At 62.8% G+C, this 15,792-nt stretch carries 15 protein-coding genes; 6 read left to right on the top strand and 9 right to left on the bottom strand.

The window, feature by feature from the left end; all coding sequences use genetic code 11:
- The first annotated feature begins 63 nt into the window (after positions 1 to 63).
- Entirely contained in the window at positions 64 to 1,011 is a 948-nt protein-coding gene (locus tag BKX98_RS07085; RefSeq protein WP_073706683.1) for a GlxA family transcriptional regulator, read from the top strand.
- Positions 1,012 to 1,180: 169 nt separating this feature from the next.
- Here the strand turns inward: BKX98_RS07085 and BKX98_RS07080 are convergent, their stop codons facing one another.
- From BKX98_RS07080 to BKX98_RS07060, 5 genes are all read right to left on the bottom strand, one after another.
- On the bottom strand, positions 1,181 to 1,768 hold the full coding sequence (locus BKX98_RS07080) for a GNAT family N-acetyltransferase (RefSeq protein ID WP_073706682.1): 588 nt from the start codon (positions 1,766 to 1,768) through the stop codon (positions 1,181 to 1,183).
- A gap of 312 nt (positions 1,769 to 2,080) precedes the next feature.
- The gene (gatB, locus tag BKX98_RS07075) at positions 2,081 to 3,589 is read right to left on the bottom strand and encodes an Asp-tRNA(Asn)/Glu-tRNA(Gln) amidotransferase subunit GatB (RefSeq protein WP_073706681.1); all 1,509 of its coding nucleotides are present in this window, start codon (positions 3,587 to 3,589) and stop codon (positions 2,081 to 2,083) included.
- A gap of 5 nt (positions 3,590 to 3,594) precedes the next feature.
- Positions 3,595 to 5,133: an Asp-tRNA(Asn)/Glu-tRNA(Gln) amidotransferase subunit GatA gene (gene gatA / locus BKX98_RS07070; RefSeq protein ID WP_073706680.1), complete on the bottom strand. Its 1,539-nt coding sequence runs from the start codon at positions 5,131 to 5,133 to the stop codon at positions 3,595 to 3,597.
- Between the two features lie 5 nt (positions 5,134 to 5,138).
- A complete protein-coding gene (gatC, locus tag BKX98_RS07065) occupies positions 5,139 to 5,435 on the bottom strand; it encodes an Asp-tRNA(Asn)/Glu-tRNA(Gln) amidotransferase subunit GatC (protein ID WP_038989805.1) in 297 nt (98 codons plus the stop codon).
- Positions 5,436 to 5,519: 84 nt separating this feature from the next.
- On the bottom strand, positions 5,520 to 6,071 hold the full coding sequence (locus BKX98_RS07060) for a hypothetical protein (protein WP_083586679.1): 552 nt from the start codon (positions 6,069 to 6,071) through the stop codon (positions 5,520 to 5,522).
- Between the two features lie 46 nt (positions 6,072 to 6,117).
- On the opposite strand from BKX98_RS07060, the gene BKX98_RS07055 reads away from it, so the two are divergent.
- A complete protein-coding gene (locus BKX98_RS07055) occupies positions 6,118 to 6,756 on the top strand; it encodes a GNAT family N-acetyltransferase (RefSeq protein WP_158024673.1) in 639 nt (212 codons plus the stop codon).
- A 16-nt stretch (positions 6,757 to 6,772) separates the two neighbouring features.
- Here the strand turns inward: BKX98_RS07055 and BKX98_RS07050 are convergent, their stop codons facing one another.
- Together BKX98_RS07050 and BKX98_RS07045 are read right to left on the bottom strand one after the other, a co-directional pair.
- Positions 6,773 to 8,686, bottom strand: coding sequence for a penicillin-binding transpeptidase domain-containing protein (locus BKX98_RS07050; protein ID WP_073706677.1), 1,914 nt, complete (start codon positions 8,684 to 8,686; stop codon positions 6,773 to 6,775).
- Positions 8,687 to 8,779: 93 nt separating this feature from the next.
- Positions 8,780 to 9,310 (bottom strand): GNAT family N-acetyltransferase, encoded by a 531-nt coding sequence (locus tag BKX98_RS07045; RefSeq protein ID WP_073706676.1) that lies wholly within the window; start codon positions 9,308 to 9,310, stop codon positions 8,780 to 8,782.
- Positions 9,311 to 9,527: 217 nt separating this feature from the next.
- Here BKX98_RS07045 and BKX98_RS07040 point away from each other — a divergent pair, with 217 nt between their 5' ends.
- The 4 genes from BKX98_RS07040 (at position 9,528) to BKX98_RS07025 (ending at position 12,692) form a co-directional block, all read left to right on the top strand.
- Entirely contained in the window at positions 9,528 to 10,631 is a 1,104-nt protein-coding gene (locus tag BKX98_RS07040; protein ID WP_073706675.1) for an ROK family transcriptional regulator, read from the top strand.
- 70 nt (positions 10,632 to 10,701) lie between these two features.
- A complete protein-coding gene (gene nagB / locus BKX98_RS07035) occupies positions 10,702 to 11,508 on the top strand; it encodes a glucosamine-6-phosphate deaminase (protein WP_073706674.1) in 807 nt (268 codons plus the stop codon).
- 29 nt (positions 11,509 to 11,537) lie between these two features.
- Positions 11,538 to 11,987, top strand: a complete 450-nt coding sequence (locus tag BKX98_RS07030) for an SRPBCC family protein (RefSeq protein WP_073706673.1) — start codon at positions 11,538 to 11,540, stop codon at positions 11,985 to 11,987.
- A gap of 93 nt (positions 11,988 to 12,080) precedes the next feature.
- Positions 12,081 to 12,692 (top strand): hypothetical protein, encoded by a 612-nt coding sequence (locus tag BKX98_RS07025; protein WP_143181049.1) that lies wholly within the window; start codon positions 12,081 to 12,083, stop codon positions 12,690 to 12,692.
- On the opposite strand, the gene BKX98_RS07020 is transcribed toward BKX98_RS07025, so the two are convergent.
- Positions 12,689 to 13,489 (bottom strand): inositol monophosphatase family protein, encoded by an 801-nt coding sequence (locus BKX98_RS07020; protein ID WP_073706671.1) that lies wholly within the window; start codon positions 13,487 to 13,489, stop codon positions 12,689 to 12,691. The genes BKX98_RS07025 and BKX98_RS07020 overlap by 4 nt on opposite strands.
- Before the next feature lie 2 nt (positions 13,490 to 13,491).
- Positions 13,492 to 15,768 carry an NAD-dependent DNA ligase LigA gene (ligA, locus tag BKX98_RS07015; protein WP_233125302.1) on the bottom strand — a complete coding sequence of 759 codons (2,277 nt, stop codon included), beginning with the start codon at positions 15,766 to 15,768 and terminating at the stop codon, positions 13,492 to 13,494.
- Between the last annotated feature and the right edge of the window lie 24 nt (positions 15,769 to 15,792).

The following is a 15,792-nucleotide window of genomic DNA, read 5'->3' as shown; positions in this document are numbered from 1 at the left end:
GTTCATCAGTGCTGGCGGGACCGGGCCAGTGGCATGAATGACATAGTCCGATAAGATTGCGCCATGACGAATGTGGGAATTCTGGTGGGTCCGGCGCGCCGCGCTTTTGATATCTCCGTGGCACGCGAGGTGTACGATGACCGTTCGGATCGAGGACTCCCCCGACCTGCAGTGCGCCTCCTCGCGGCCCAAGCCGTCACGGTGCTTGACCCCGTGCACTCAATACGACGTACCCACGACTTCTCCACTGTCGAAGAACTCGACATCCTTGTGGTGCCTGGAAGCGACAATCCGCATTCGGAACCATCCTGTCAGGAAGTCGCGGTCGTGGCCCGCGCTGCAGCGGCTGGAGTACTCGTGGCATCGTTGTGCACCGGAGCCTTCACCCTGGCCGCTGCTGGATTGCTCAACGGGCGCCAGGCTACGACACATTGGCGTTTTGCCGATGAGCTTTCCCGCCGCTACCCCAGTGTCGACGTCCGCGCCCGGGATTTATATTGCGGTGAAGGCAAGGTGTGGACTTCAGCCGGAGTTACTGCCGGAATTGATCTCCTTTTGCATTTGGTCCGCCAAGATTGGGGTGCCGACGCCGCACAGACCATAGCGAAGGCTATGGTCACCCCAGTGTTCAGGCCGGGCACACAAGCCCAATACGCGGATACAAATCTTCCTGCCAAATCCTCGCCATCAGTGGAGAAACTGCAATTGGAGGTCAGCAGGGATCTCCAACAGCACTGGAGCGTCAAGGAACTCGCGGCAGTCTGTGCTATGTCAACGCGGACTTTTCACCGCTGGTTCTCCGACAAGGTCGGGACGACCCCAATTACGTGGCTCAATGATCTTCGGGTACGCGAGGCCCAACGCCTGCTTGAGCAGAGTGACCTGCCGGTTGGCGCCGTCGCCCAGCAGGTCGGCTTTGCTTCGGACGATCTATTGCGCAAGCATTTCACTTCCCGCTTGGGAATTACCCCAACGGGCCACGCGGCAGTTTTCCGCCAGCAACGTCCGTAGAGGATTGAGGCTTGCCGCTGGAGCAGCCATGGCTGCAAATGCCAACGCTCTTGGCCCGGTCCCTTTTCAGATCAGCTTCTGCAATCGCCAGAAATGCAATGCTTCGGCCGACCACCGTGGCAACTTCGTATTGCTCGAAGTCAGGGAACCCGGCGCGGCACAGGGATGGCTATGCGGCTTTCCTGTTCATAGAAACGTAGCGCGAAAAGCCAGCACGTTTCGCGAACCTGGCCGGGCGCGAATCCGACTCGCTAAAACCGAGCTTGCGGTACAGCGACAACGCAGCGACATTGGTGTCCTTGATATCGCGGAGCACGAATTCATCGAACGGCAGGGCCAGCAGGTGCTTCATCAACTCCGTGGCCACCCCACGGCCTTGGTATTGGGGTGCGGTAGTCACGAATCCGATTTCCGCCAGTCCGGGCCGAGCCCCCTTGAAAGCTCCCAGGAACTGCGTGCGGACGATGAAATAACTGATCAGCCCGTGCCACGTTCCGAGATGGCGCTGGAATTCGCTCCGGTCCGGCGTGAAGCACTCCTGATCGGCTTCGGTGAGGCTCGCGATGGCGGCGGGAACCCCGTCCACCAGCGCCACATAAAAACGTTCCGGGATGATCATGTGGGCAAACGCCCGCGCCAACGTTTCCTGATTCTTCGAAAAATAGGCGAAGTCCTCGGCGAAACCGCCGACGAGCACCGCGGCAATGTCCGATGGCTGAAATCCGGCCAGTGCATCAACCCGTTTGATTTCGATCATTGCGATTCCTTCAGCCTCGGTCAGCTCAATGCATCCGACCCAACCCCCGGAGGGGCCTGTGCATGTGCTTACGCATACTCTAGCGAACCCGGAGTCCGGGTTCGACCTCTCCGAATCCATCCGCGTGCTGCCGCCAAGCCGCATTCGGCTTGATAACCAGCACTCGGCTTCCCGGCAGTGCCGTGATGCCGGCCCTTCGGCCAGCTTCGATGCAGTGCAAGCAGGGAGCCGATGACGAAGAAGCCCAAACGAGACAGCGGCGGCCCGTACTCCCCACCGGGAATACGGGCCGCCGCTGCAAGAATGCGGACCTTACAGGCCCAGCTTCTCCATCACGATCTCGCGCACGCGGCCGGCATCGGCCTGTCCGCGGGTGGCCTTCATGACAGGGCCCATCAGCGCACCGATGGCCTGCATCTTGCCGCCCTTGATCTTCTCGACCACATCAGGCATGGCGGCCATGGCGTCATCCACAGCCTTGCCCAGTGCGTCATCGTCATTCACCACAGCCAAGCCGCGCTTCTCTACGATTTCGCTTGGGGTGCCTTCGCCGGCGATGACGAATTCAAGCACCTGGCGGGCGATCTTGTCGTTGATCTTCTTGCCCTCGATCAACGAGTTCAACTCGACGATGGTTTGAGGGGTGACGCCCAGATCAGCGATGTCCTTGTCCGCGGCCTTGGCCAGGCGCGCGATCTCGCCCATCCACCACTTGCGGGCCACGGCAGCGCTTGCGCCGGCAGCCACGGTGGCTTCGATCTCGTCGAGCACACCCGCGTTGACCACGTCGCGGAATTCCTTGTCCGCGTAGCCCCACTCGGCCTTCAGGCGCTTGCGGCGCTCGGCTGGAGGCTCCGGCAGGCGTGAGCGCAGCTCTTCGACCCACTCGGCGGTGGTAACGATCGGCACCAGGTCAGGCTCCGGGAAGTAGCGGTAGTCATCGGCGTCCGACTTCGGGCGGCCCGAGGTGGTGGAGCGGGTGTCCTCATGCCAGTGGCGGGTTTCCTGGACAATCTTGGCCCCGGAATCCAGCACTGCAGCGTGGCGCTCGATCTCGAAACGCACTGCATGCTCCACAGCGCGCAGGGAGTTCACGTTCTTGGTCTCGGTACGGGTGCCGAACTTGTCCGCGTCCTTTGGCATCAGCGACACGTTGGCGTCGCAGCGCACGTTGCCGCGTTCCATCTTCGCATCCGAGACGCCCAGGTTCTTCACGATCTCGCGGATCGCCGCCACATAGGCGCGGGCCAGCTCCGGGGCGCGCTTGCCGGCGCCCACGATCGGCTTGGTGACGATTTCCACCAGCGGCACGCCGGCGCGGTTGTAGTCCACCAGCGAGTAGTCGGCGCCCTGGATGCGACCTGCGGCGCCGCCCATGTGGGTCAGCTTTCCGGCGTCCTCCTCCATGTGGGCGCGCTCGATCTCCACGCGGAAGACCTCGCCGTCTTCCAGCTCGATATCCAGCCAGCCGTCGTGGGCGATCGGGTCATCGTACTGGGAGGTCTGGAAGTTCTTCGGGGTGTCCGGGTAGAAGTAGTTCTTCCGGGCGAAGCCGCACTTCTCGGCAATCTGGCAGTTCAGCGCCAGGCCGATCAGGATGGAGTACTCCACGGCGGTCTTGTTGACCACTGGCAGCACGCCGGGCAACCCCAGGTCCACCGGGGTGACGTTGGTGTTCGGCTCGTCGCCGAAGGCGTTCGGGGCGTCGGAGAACATCTTGGTCTTGGTGTTCAGCTCGACGTGGACCTCGAAGCCCAGAACCGGGTCGTAGCGGTCCAGCGCCTCGTCGAAGTCGACCAGTTCATCGGTGTAGTTGCTCATGGTGCCTAGGCCTCCTGCGCGATCGAAGCGGTGTCAATGGCTGGTGCCTGCGAGATCAGCGAGTGGCCCCACTGCTTTTCGAGCAGCGCTTCCAGCGCCGCGCCGGCACGGTACAAGCGGGCGTCCTCGTAGGCCGGAGCCAGGAACTGGATGCCCACCGGCAGGTTCTCGGACAGGCCGCCAGGCACGGTGATGCCCGGGACGCCGGCGAGGTTGGCCGGGATGGTGGCCACGTCGTTGAGGTACATGGCCAGCGGGTCGTTGTCGTTCGCGCCCAGCTCGAAAGCCACGGTCGGCGCGGTCGGCGAGACCAGCACGTCAGCCTGCTCGAAGGCGGCGTCGAAGTCGCGCTGGATCAGCGTGCGGACCTTCTGCGCCGAGCCGTAGTAGGCGTCGTAGTAGCCGGCGGACAGCGCGTAGGTGCCCAGGATGATGCGGCGCTTGACTTCGTCGCCGAAGCCTGCGGCGCGGGTGGCGCCCATGACGCGCTCAATGGTCATCGGGCCGTCTTCCGGCAGCACGCGCTTTCCGTAGCGCACCCCGTCGAACTTGGCCAGGTTGGAGGAGACCTCCGAAGGCATGATCAGGTAGTAGGCGCCCAGCGCGTACTTGAAGTTCGGGCAAGAGACCTCGACGATCTCGGCGCCGGCAGCCTTGAGCAGTTCCAGCGACTCGTTGAAGCGCGCCTGCACGCCTTCCTGGTAGCCCTCTCCGGTCAATTCCTTGATGACGCCGATGCGCAGGCCCTCCAGGTCCCCGGCGGCGCCGGATTCGGCGGCGGCCACCAGGCCTTCAAGGGCGTTCGGCAGCGAGGTGGAATCCTTCGGGTCGTGCCCGCCGATCAGTTCCTGCAGGTAGGCCGAGTCCAGCACGGTACGGGAGACCGGGCCGATCTGGTCCAGCGAGGAGGCCATGGCGATCGCGCCGTAGCGCGAGACAGCTCCGTAGGTCGGCTTCACGCCGACGGTGCCGGTGACGGCGCCCGGCTGGCGGATGGAGCCGCCGGTGTCGGTGCCCAGGGCCAGCGGTGCCTCGAAGGAGGCCACGGCTGCGGCCGAGCCGCCGCCGGAACCGCCCGGAATGCGGTTCAGGTCCCACGGGTTGCGGGTCACGCCGTAGGCGGAGTGCTCGGTGGAGGAACCCATGGCGAATTCGTCCAGGTTGGTCTTGCCCAGCATCGGCAGCTTGGCGGCGCGGATCTTCTCGATCACGGTCGCGTCGTACGGGCTCATCCAGCCCTCGAGCATCTTCGATGCCGCGGTGGTGGGCTGGCCCTTGGTGACGATCAGGTCCTTGATGGCGATCGGCACGCCGGCCAGCGGGTGCAGGGCTTCGGCGTCGGCACCGCCGGCGGCGCGGATGGCGTCCACCTCGGCGGCCACGGCGAGCGCCTCGTCGGCGTTCACGTGCAGGAAGGCGTTCAGGGCGCCGTCGACTTCGGCGATGCGGTCAAGGTGGGCCTGCACGGCTTCGACGGAGGTCACCTCGCCGGCGCGCAGCTTGGCTGCCAGCTCGGTGGCGGAAAGCTTGATCAGTTCATTCACTGGGATTATTCACCATCCAGAATTGCCGGGACCTTGAAGCGGTCCGAGTCCGAATCAGGCGCGTTGAGCAGAACTTCCTCGATGCTCAGCGTCTGCCCCACCGTATCTTCGCGCAACACGTTGGTCAGCGGGATCGGGTGGCTGGTGGCTGGGACGTCGGAGGCGGCGACTTCGCTGACGGACGCGATGGCACCGACGATAGCGTCGAGTTCACCGGTCATTTTGTCCAGCTCCGCGTCGCTCATCTCGATGTGGGCAAGGTGTGCCAGATGCACAACGTCCTCACGGCTGATGGCAGACATGTATCTCCCTAGAATGGCGGTTGGGTTTCATAGACAAGTCTATCCCTTGCGCGCCGGGCCCGACGCATTATTCCGGGGCCTTCATTATGCTGTGCGCAATACCAAACCGCTCAGATCCTGCCCGAGGGCGTTCTCCCAGAACCCGATCACCCCTGCTTCGGCTGGTTCGCCGGCCACCGGCTTGCGGATGATCACCGCCTGCTTGCCGGCGGTCTGCCCGCTGACTCGGATCCGCGGATCGTCGGTGAAGGATTCGGTGCGGTGCTGCGGCACCGCGTTCCCGGCCAGCAGCTCGCGGGCCTGGGCGAGGAAGACAGGATCGCCGGCGGCATCGTAGACGTAGCGCAGGCCCAGGATCGCGTGCTCGCTGGTGCCCAGCAGGTGCTGCTCCGCGCCTTCGATAGGGGCATCGCGATAGGTCAATGGAACGTGGTAGACCACGTCGGAGGTGTCGGCGTGGTCGGCGTAGAAGCTCAGCTCGATGCCGACCTCGCCCTGCGGGTCTTCGAGGCGGAATCCGCCGATGTTCTCAAGTTTCGGGGCGCCCTGGCCGGTGTAGAACTCCTGCTTGGCCAGCCAGGCGGTCACCAGCTCGGTCTTCGTTGGAGACATGGTGGTGTTGTAGACGATTCCCATGAGCATAGTCTGTCAACAGCTCGTATTAGGCACAAGTGTTGGCGCAATGGTTCTTGGTCCGGGCAAAAGCTCCTACGATGGATCCATGCACACCGATGAGCCGTGGAATGATCTCCAGCAGGCGCAGCAGTACGGCGAGCGCCTGCTGCGCGATGCCGCCGTTGAACTGCGCGAGTCCGAGCCGGAGGACTTCGCGGCCATGGCCCGGTGGTGGAATGACCCGGCTTGGGCGGTGCTCCAGCAGCGGATCATCAAGCCGCGCCCCGAGACTGGACTCATGGACATGTTCGCCCAGTGGAGCCGCAACGAGCCGAATAGCGGCGATGCCGGTTTCAGCATCTTCGAGCGCGGCACCGGAAGCTTCATCGGCCACATCACGCTGCATGGCGGACAACTGCCGCATCGCGCGGCCGAGCTGGCGGTGATGATTGGCCCGGACTTTGTCGGCCAGGGCTTCGGCACCCGCGCCACGAAGCTGATGTCAGCCTACGGTTTCCGCGAGCTGGGGCTGCACCGGATCAGCCTGTGCGTTGCCGCCTTCAACCAGCGGGCCATCAAGGCCTATGAAAACTCCGGGTACATCCAGGAAGGACGCCAACGCGAGGTGTACTTCCATGACGGGGCATTCCACGACCAGGTGCTGCTGAGCCTGCTCTCCGGCGAATATTTCGCCCAGCAAGGCTGAGCGGCACCCCGCGAAGCTACTTGGCAGCTTCCTGGAGCATGGACTTCACCAGTGGTCCGGCCGATTGGGCACCGCCGTCCCCGTCCTCGACGAATGCGGCAATGGCCAGATCGCCCTGGGCGGCTATGGCCCAGGCATGCGCGTTCTTCTCGCTGTCGTATTCTGCGGTGCCGCTCTTGCCGATGATCTTGCCGCTGCCTGTCCCCTTCAAATCCTTCAGGGTTCCATGGTCCACGACCTCGGCCATCATCGCCGACAGCTGCTCGGCTTCCTTTTCGGTGAGCGTAGACGCCGGCTTGGCAGTCGCCTCGGGTTCAGGCGAGAGCACCAGCTTGGGTTGCACGGTGGATTTGGCCTGGATAGATGCCATCACGGTGGCCATGCCCAGCGGCGAGGCTTCCACCACGCCCTGGCCAATCATGTTCGCGGCCTGGGTGGTGCCTGTCGAATCCTCGGGCACCGAACCGAACACGGCGCCGGTACCGGTGCCGTCCTCGGCCAGCAAGCCGAGCGAGGTTGCGGCGTCGGCCAGCTTCTTGCCGCTGATCTCCTGCCCCTGGTTCACGAAGACCGTGTTGCAGGATTGGGCAATCGCCTCGGAGAGCGGGATGGTGCCTACCGCGGACGCCGGGTAGCCGTCGTAGTTCTTGAAGCTCTTTCCGTCCACCACCGTGGTTGCCGGGCATTTGACCTCGGAGCCCGGGGTGGCGCCTTCACGCAGCATGGCCAAGGCGCTGATGACCTTGAAGGAGGAGCCCGGCGCATAGGACGCTTGAAGGGCGGTGTTCAAGCCGGAGGATACCGGGCCGGAAGACGCAGCCAGGACGCTGCCGTCCGAGGGCCGGATAACCACTATGGCCGAGTTAGATTCGGCATTTTCCAGCAGTTCATCCGCTGCTTGCTGCAGGCTGGTATCAAGGGTGGTCTTCAGGTCCTTGCCTGGCACCGGGGCGTTGGCGAACAGTTCCGCTAGCTCTTCATGCTCAGCATCGTATTGCGACACCGTGACTCCGGCGGTTCCCGAGAGGGTGTCATTGTAGGCGGCCTGCAATCCCGATTTGCCTACCTGGTCGCCGGCCTTGACCTTGCCCTCGGACTTCTCGATGATTTCCGCAGTGGCTTTTCCTACGCTGCCCAGCAGCGGACGGGCGAAGGAACGGGTGGGTGCCAATGGCAGCTCGTCATTCTGGAAGTTGGCTCCCGGGATGGCCTTGATTTCTTCGTCGGTAACCTCACGGGTTGCGTCATCGCGCAAGACGATGGCTTCCACCCATGCCTTATCGCCTGCGGCCATCAAGCGTTTCGCGTACGCGTCCTCATCGATGTCCACCAGCTTGGCCAGCTTCTTCGCTGAGCTTTCCCAGTTCTCCTTGCCGGTATGGGTCTTGTCCATGCCGACACGTATCACCGGCCGGTCAGCGACAATGTTCTGGCCTTCTGCATCGGTGATGCTGCCGCGTGCTGCCGGCTCGAATGCCGCCTTGAGGTAGTCGCCGCTTTCGAATCCCGGGGCGAGGATTGACGGGTCGAAGCGCAGTTTCCAGGCCTCGGCTTCCTTGTCGTATTCCCAGACGGCCCGGGTGTCATAGCTCAGGTCCTTGTCCGATGCGTCGACATCCCACACCGTGGTGATGTTCGCGGTGGCCGTCTTGACTCCGTCTTGTTCCTCTTCGTCCTCTGCTACCGAGCTGACGGTACTCGTGTGCTTGATTTCGCCCATGGTGCCAAAGGCTGTTTCCTGGGCCTTCGCCGCGTCCTGCGGGCTGGTGCCGGTAAATTGCACGCCGGCGAAATCGCCGCTGTTCATGGCGGCCACCAGCGCATCGGCTGATGGTGCCGGGTCGGGTGCGCCGGCGCTGCAGGCGCTCAGCGGCCCGAGGGCGAGAGCGGCGACGGACATGGCGGTGACACTTCGGCGAACAGCACTCATGGCGCCATTCTATTCATGCGCTTTGGCAGACCACAATGCGTGTCTGCCTATGTCATGGGCGGTTCAGCTGGAGTGTGGAGGAATCCGCCGTGGCTAGAGGCGGTAGGCGTAGACCACCAATTTGATATCGGTGTTCGGCACCACCCAATCGCGTTCTGGATGGTGGGCGAATCCGAGGGTTTCATACAAACCCCGGGCGGAAGCCCACGTGCTGCCGGTGGTCAAGGAGACGGCGTTGATTCCCGGAATAAGTCGGGCACGATCAATGGCGGCCAGCACCATGGCCCGCCCGATCCCGCCGCGCTGAGCGGCCGGATCAACGCTGAGCATGCGGATTTCCAGCTCGTCGGCTCGGGCGAGATCCGCATAGTCGCTGCCCGCACGGATCAAGGTCATGGAACCTACAATTTCACCGGCTCGGCGGACCACATAGACTTCGGTCTGCGTTGCCCGCTCGGCAACCTTGCGGACAAAGTTCAGGTATTCGTCCTGCGGGCTGCTGAAATGCCCAGCGGCAAAGTAGGACTCAGCGGTCAGCTCCCCCACCCGCTGGTAATCGGCCGGCGTGGCTAGTTCAATCGACAGATCGCCACTGCAGTATGAAAAAGTTTGCTCGTCAGTCATGATCTTCCAAGTGTGCCACGGCTTTTGGCGGTCTGCCGCAGTTCAGCGGCCGCTGCGGAAATAATGCATTGCTGCAAGCCGTTGCCGCCGACGATTCTCCGATCTGCAGCCATTGGCGGTAATGGATCTTGCAAGGCAATGTACCGGAGAAGACTTGCCCAAAAGTTTGTTAATAGAGTTAACTAACCTTGTGACTTCCCCGCGCAAGGATTGGAATATGCTGTCCCACGGCAGCGCCATTTTGCCGTCCCATGGAAGGGAACACAACCTCTCGCTGATTCTGCAAACACTTTCAGACCAAGGCGAAATGAGCCGTGCCGATCTGGCACGCGCGACCGGTCTGACACGTGTCACCATCTCAGAACTTGTCGCCGAATTGATCAATCGTTCCCACGTTATCGAGACCGGACAGCAAGAAGGCAAACGCCCGGGAAAACCCTCAACCCTCCTCGATTTGAATCGTCCCGGGCTCAGGATCATCGGTGTGGATTTATCCGGCGTTGTCCCGTTCCGCGCAGCGATCATGGATCTGGATGGTGCCATTCTCCAGAGCTTTTCTTCCCCGAAGCGCGATGCAACAAGGCAAGCGGCGGTAGCCCAGCTCCTGGAACTGATCGACACTGCGATACGGCACTGCGACGCACCGATTCTTGGCATCGGCATCGGTTCCCCCGGGGTAGTGACCGATAAGGGAATTGTCATTGCTGCCGAAAAGTTCGTTTGGCGCGGCTTCGACTTGGGCGCCGCAGTCGAACAGGCTACCGGCATCAACACCCATATCCTCAATGACGCCGACTGCGCCATTCTCTCCGAGCACACGTTTGGCCAAGGCAGCGACCACATGGTCTTGCTGCGCCTCGGGCGCGGTGTAGGTTGCGGCGTCATCACCCACAACACCTTGGTGCGCGGCTCGGATTTTGCCGCCGGCGAGCTGGGCCATGTCCGCCAGCGTGCAGAGGACACGGCCTTATGCAGCTGCGGAGAAATCGGCTGCCTGGAAGCCTATGCTTCCGTTCCTGCAATTTGGAAGTCCTTGGCCGAAGGGGAAGAGAAAGGGCAATTGAACCAGCGGGTCGCGGCCTATCTTGCTGGCGCAGTTGCTCCGCTTCTTTCAATTCTGGACATTCGAAACGTCATTTTCACCGGCACCCCAGACATCGTAGATCAGCCTCTCGCACAAGCGTTGCGCGAAGCACTGGCCCTGCGCTCGCATACGGCTCGCTCCGAAAACTTCAGACTTTCACTCAGCGAAGATCCAGAGCATCTGGTGCTCCGGGGTTGCGCCGTGAACGTGCGGTTCCACGAACTAGGGATCGCTTAGCGGCTCCTTTTCGCCCACTTGTTTCTGCTATTCCACTAATCATCAATGCCAAGATCGGAGAGTCCACACCATGCGAGTACTCATTGGTTCATCCCCGGAAGAAGTCGCAAAGATCGCGTCCGACAACGTGTTGGCCGGCCTGGCTCACCACAGCGCTGGCGCTGAACCGGTTCTAGGGCTTGCCACGGGCTCCTCCCCGCTAGGACTGTATCGTGAATTGTCCCGCGCAGTTCAGGAAGGTCGCGCCGATTTCAGCCGTGCACAGGGATTCGCCCTCGATGAATACATCGGGATCCCCGACACCCATGAACAGTCCTACCGACAGACCCTGCTCAACGAAGTCTGCGACGTCATCGGCTTGTCTGCGGACTCATTGCATGTTCCGCAGGGCATGGCAGCCTCGGTGGAAGCCATTGAGGCAGCGGCCCGCGCGTACGATGCGTCCATCGCACAGGCCGGAGGCATCGATGTGCAAATCCTGGGCATCGGATCAAACGGCCACTTGGGCTTCAACGAACCGGGCAGCGCGCTGCGAAGCCGCACCCGGATCAAGCGCTTGGCGGCGAATACCCGTGAAGACAATGCGCGCTTCTTCGACGGCATTGAGCATGTTCCCACCCACTGCGTCACCCAGGGCCTCGGCACGATCCTGGACGCAGGCCGCCTGGTCCTGGTTGCCGTGGGCTCCGGCAAGGCAGATGCAATTGCTGCTGCCGTGGAAGGCCCGATCTCAGCTTCCTGCCCGGCATCTGTCCTGCAGCTGCACCAGGACGCAGTGGTAGTCGTTGACGAGGCAGCGGCCAAGGGCCTGAAGCTGCGTGACTACTACGACGACGCGGCTGAAGATCTGACCGTTCTGGACCTCACCGTCCGCTAAAACTCCCTTGCCAGTGGCATACTTTAGCCATGGCCGTCTACTTTGAATGCGTTACGCAAGCCAACCTCAGCCCTGCTGAGCTCTTCGAGAAATCGTTGAGCATCGACGCGCATACCGGTTCGATGGCCGATTCGCAGGAGCAGGCAGTGGCTGGGGTGACCAGCGGAACCATTGGCCTGGGCCAGCACGTAACCTGGCGGGCCAAGCATTTTGGCATTCCCATCCGGATGACCTCCACGATTTCCGCCGTGGATGCCCCGCGCAGCTTCACCGACCAGCAGCTGCGCGGACCGTTCAAGTCCTTCCACCACGTCCATGAATTCCATGCAATGGACCACGGGACGTTGATGGTCGACAAGATCCAATTCAGTGCTCCGCTTGGTCCATTGGGGTGGCTGGCCGAACGGCTCGTCCTCGGCTGGTACCTGCCCAAGCTCATCCGGATCCGCAATGACTACCTGGTCGCGGAGCAAAGCTGACTCTGCAGAATGGGAGCACCGGAACTGCTTGTACAGTGGACTAGTCGCATAGTCGTCAGCAACCCGCTACCCAGATGAAGGCCAATGACCCGAATGCAGCAGACCTCGCAAGCCAACGCCCCGACCACAGTGCGGAAATTCGCTCTGGTGGTTTCCCACCTGCTCTCCCCTATCATCTTGGCTACCGTGCTGCTGCTGGCCACTCCATGGCGGGATGCTTCGGTGCGCTGGAGCGAGTCGGTCACCGCGGCCCTGTTCACCACGATTATTCCGTGGCTGATCCTGGCCGGCGCGAAACTGCGTGGCAAGGTCACCGACATGCACGTGACCGTAAGGCATCAGCGGCATTGGATCTACGCCTATACCGCCGGATTGATCCTCTGCGGCCTGCTCGTACTGCGGCTCATGGACGCCGGGACGCGGATGTACCTCGAAGTGCTCAGCATCCTGCTGGGATTGGCAGTCGTCGCTGTGATCAATATGTGGTGGAAGGTCTCGGTGCACCTGGCCGTGGGCACCTACGTGATCTTGCAGGTGGCCGGGCAGTTGAACGAGCTGATGCCGCTGGTGGTGTTCTTCATTGCGGTGCTGTCCTGGGCACGCATCCGCAGTTTCCAGCACACCGCCACACAAGTGTGTGGCGGTGTCGCCGTGGGCATTGCCATCCACTACGCGCATGAGTGGATGGCAGCCGTTCTGCTTTAAGCGCCAGGCTCCGTGAGCTTAGCCGGGTCCACCAATCCGGCGTACTGCCAGCCCGGATTGCTGATGGGCCGGCCAACCTGGCATCCTGCTTCCTCGGCAATCAGCGCGCCGGCGGCCCAGTCATACTCCTGGGTGCCGTATTCGGCGTAGGCGTCCAAAGACCCCTCGGCCACGAGGCACAAATCCAGCGCAGCCGAGCCGAGCCGGCGCACATTCACATAGTCCTCAAGCATCGTCCCGAGCACCTGGGCTTGGAACTGCCGGCGCTCGGAATCATAGCCGAAGCCGGTGGCCAGGATCCTGGTTTCCGATTCAACCGGGCCGCTGAGCTGGGTGAGCTTTCCGGAACGCAGGTCGAGTTTCCATGCGCCCAGTCCCTTCCCGGCAAAGTACTCCACCTGCAAGGCAGGGGCGACGATGGCCGCGGCCACCCAGGTCTCGCTGCCATCATCGTTGCGCTGGCAGACGCCCACCGACGAGCAATAATAGGCAATGTTGCGCACGAAGTTCGTGGTGCCATCCAGCGGATCAATGCTCCAGCGCAGACCGCTGGGATGCGCCGGCTTGGCGCTGGGATATTCTTCGCCGGTCAACTCGTCGTTGGGCCGGGAGGTCACAATGGCATCGCGAATCGCTTCCTCGGCAGCCCGGTCGAAGTCGGTGACCCAGTCCCCTGCCGCCGACTTGTCGGTGAGGTTGAACTGCGATTCGTCGCGGCGGCCAAGTACTTCAGCGCCGGCGGCGGCAGCCCGGCGGGCCACCATCACCAGCGGATCGTGGGTTACTGTGCGGTCCATGTCTAGCCTTCCGTTGGTGCGGCGAGTGCTGCCTTGCGTGCTGCTTCCGGTCCTTGCTCCAGCAGGATGCCGAATCCGGCTTCGTCCAGTACCGGAACGCCCAGGGACTGGGCTTTGTCCAGCTTCGACCCGGCGGATTCGCCGGCCACCAGGAAGTCGGTCTTCTTCGAGACGCTGCCGGTGGCCTTGCCGCCACGGACAATGATCGCTTCCTTGGCGGTATCCCGGGAATACTTCTCCAGGGTACCGGTCACCACGATGGCCAGGCCTTCGAGGTTCTTGGTGATGTTCGCATCCTGCTCGTCTTCCATCTGCACGCCGGAGGCCTGCCAGGAGGAGACGATCTCGCGGTGCCAATCCACCGCGAACCAGTCAACCAGCGCTTCGGCGATGATGGTGCCAACCGAATCGATTTCGGCCAGTTCCGCCACCGCGTTGCCCGAGTCCAGGACCTCAAGCAGCGCATCCATGGAGCCGTAGCGGGTGGCAATCGCCCGCGAAGCGTTCGGACCGACGTGGCGGATGGAGAGGGCCACCAGCACCCGCCACAGCGGGTTGCCCTTGGCCTTCTCCAGCTCATCAAGCAGCTTCAGGGTGCTCTTGGTCGGCACCGAAGGCTTCTTGGCGGTGGCCTTGGAATAGAAGTACGGGACGAGCTCGTACTTGCCGGTGCCCTCCCCCTTGGCGCGCTTTTCCCGCCAGACCTTGACTTCTCCAAGCTCGTCGAGCTTGTCCTTGAGGTTGAACAGGTCAGCCTCGTTCTTCAGCGGGCCGGGTCCGGCGGGCAGGATGACGCCGCCTTGGGTGGCCGGGTCCTCGCCCGGACCGCTGGTCAGGGCAGCTGCCGCTTCGTAGCCGAGGGCTTCGATGTCCAGTGCACTGCGTCCGGCAAGATAGGCCACGCGCTCGGTGAGCTGTGCCGGGCAGGATTCAGCGTTGAGGCAACGGATATCCACGTCGCCTTCCTTGGCCGGGGCCAGCGGCTGCCCGCAGGAAGGGCATTCGGTGGGCATGACGAAATCACGCAGGTCCACGTTGCCATCGCGCAGCGGAAGCACCGGGCCGACAATCTCCGGGATGACGTCTCCAGCCTTGCGCAAGATGACGGTGTCGCCGATTTTGACGTTTTTCGCCTTGACGACTTCCTGGTTGTGCAAAGTCGCGCGCGCGACGGTGGAGCCGGCGACGAGGACTGGTTCCATCACGCCGAAGGGGGTCACGCGGCCGGTGCGGCCCACCTGGACCTGGATGTCCAGCAGCTTGGTGTGCACTTCTTCGGGCGGGTACTTGTAGGCGACGGCCCAGCGCGGAACCCGCGAGGTGTAGCCCAGCTGTTCCTGGGTGGCCAGGTCATCGACCTTGATGACAATGCCATCGATGTCGTGGATCAAATCATGGCGCTTCTCGCCGTGCTCGGCGATGTAGTCCTTGGCTTCCTGGCGGCTGCCGACCACGCGGCCGTACGGAGAGACCGGCAGGCCCCAGCCGCGCATCAGCTCATAGGCCTGGGACTGCTCGGTCAGGTTGAAATCGCGGCTGCGGCCCAGGCCATGCACGAACATGCGCAGCGGACGCTTGGCGGTCTGCTCCGGATCCTTCTGGCGCAAGGACCCGGCGGCCGCGTTGCGCGGGTTGGCCAGCGGCGCCTTGCCCTGGGCAATCAGTGCCTCATTGAACTTGTTGAAGTCCTCGGTGGCGATGAAGACTTCGCCGCGGACTTCGAATTCCGCAGGCCAGCCGGAGCCGGACAGCTGTTGCGGGATATCGCTGATGGTCAGCGCGTTGTGGGTCACGTCTTCTCCGGTGGTGCCGTCGCCGCGGGTGGCCGCGCGAATCAGCTTGCCCTCGCGGTAGGTCAGGTTCAGTGCCAGGCCGTCGATTTTGACTTCGCACAGCCATTTGACCGGGGTCTGCGGGTGCAGGCGTTCGGCGTTGGCCTGTGCTCGTTCCAGCCACGCGTCGAGTTCATCAAGCGAGAAGACGTCTTCCAGCGAGTACATCCGGCTGGCGTGGGTGACCGATGCGAAGGCGGCGGAGGCTTCGCCGCCGACTTCCTGGGTGGGCGAATCCTGTCCAGCAAGGATGGGATAGGTCGCCTCGAGCAGCTGGAGCTCCTGGAATAACGCGTCGTATTCCGCGTCGGAGACCAGCGGAGCATCATTTTGGTAATAGGCCTCGCGGTGGGCGCGGATCTGCTCGACCAGCTGTTCATAGCGGGTCTTGTCGGCTTCCGGCGGTACGTTGGCGGTCTCGACTGGTGCTGCGTCTTTTTCACTCACGTATTCAATTGTGCCCCACCGGCG

The sequence above is a fragment of the Glutamicibacter sp. 0426 genome (assembly GCF_001906485.1).
GTDB lineage: Bacteria > Actinomycetota > Actinomycetes > Actinomycetales > Micrococcaceae > Glutamicibacter > Glutamicibacter nicotianae.
This window is presented reverse-complemented; position numbering and strand designations above follow the sequence as displayed.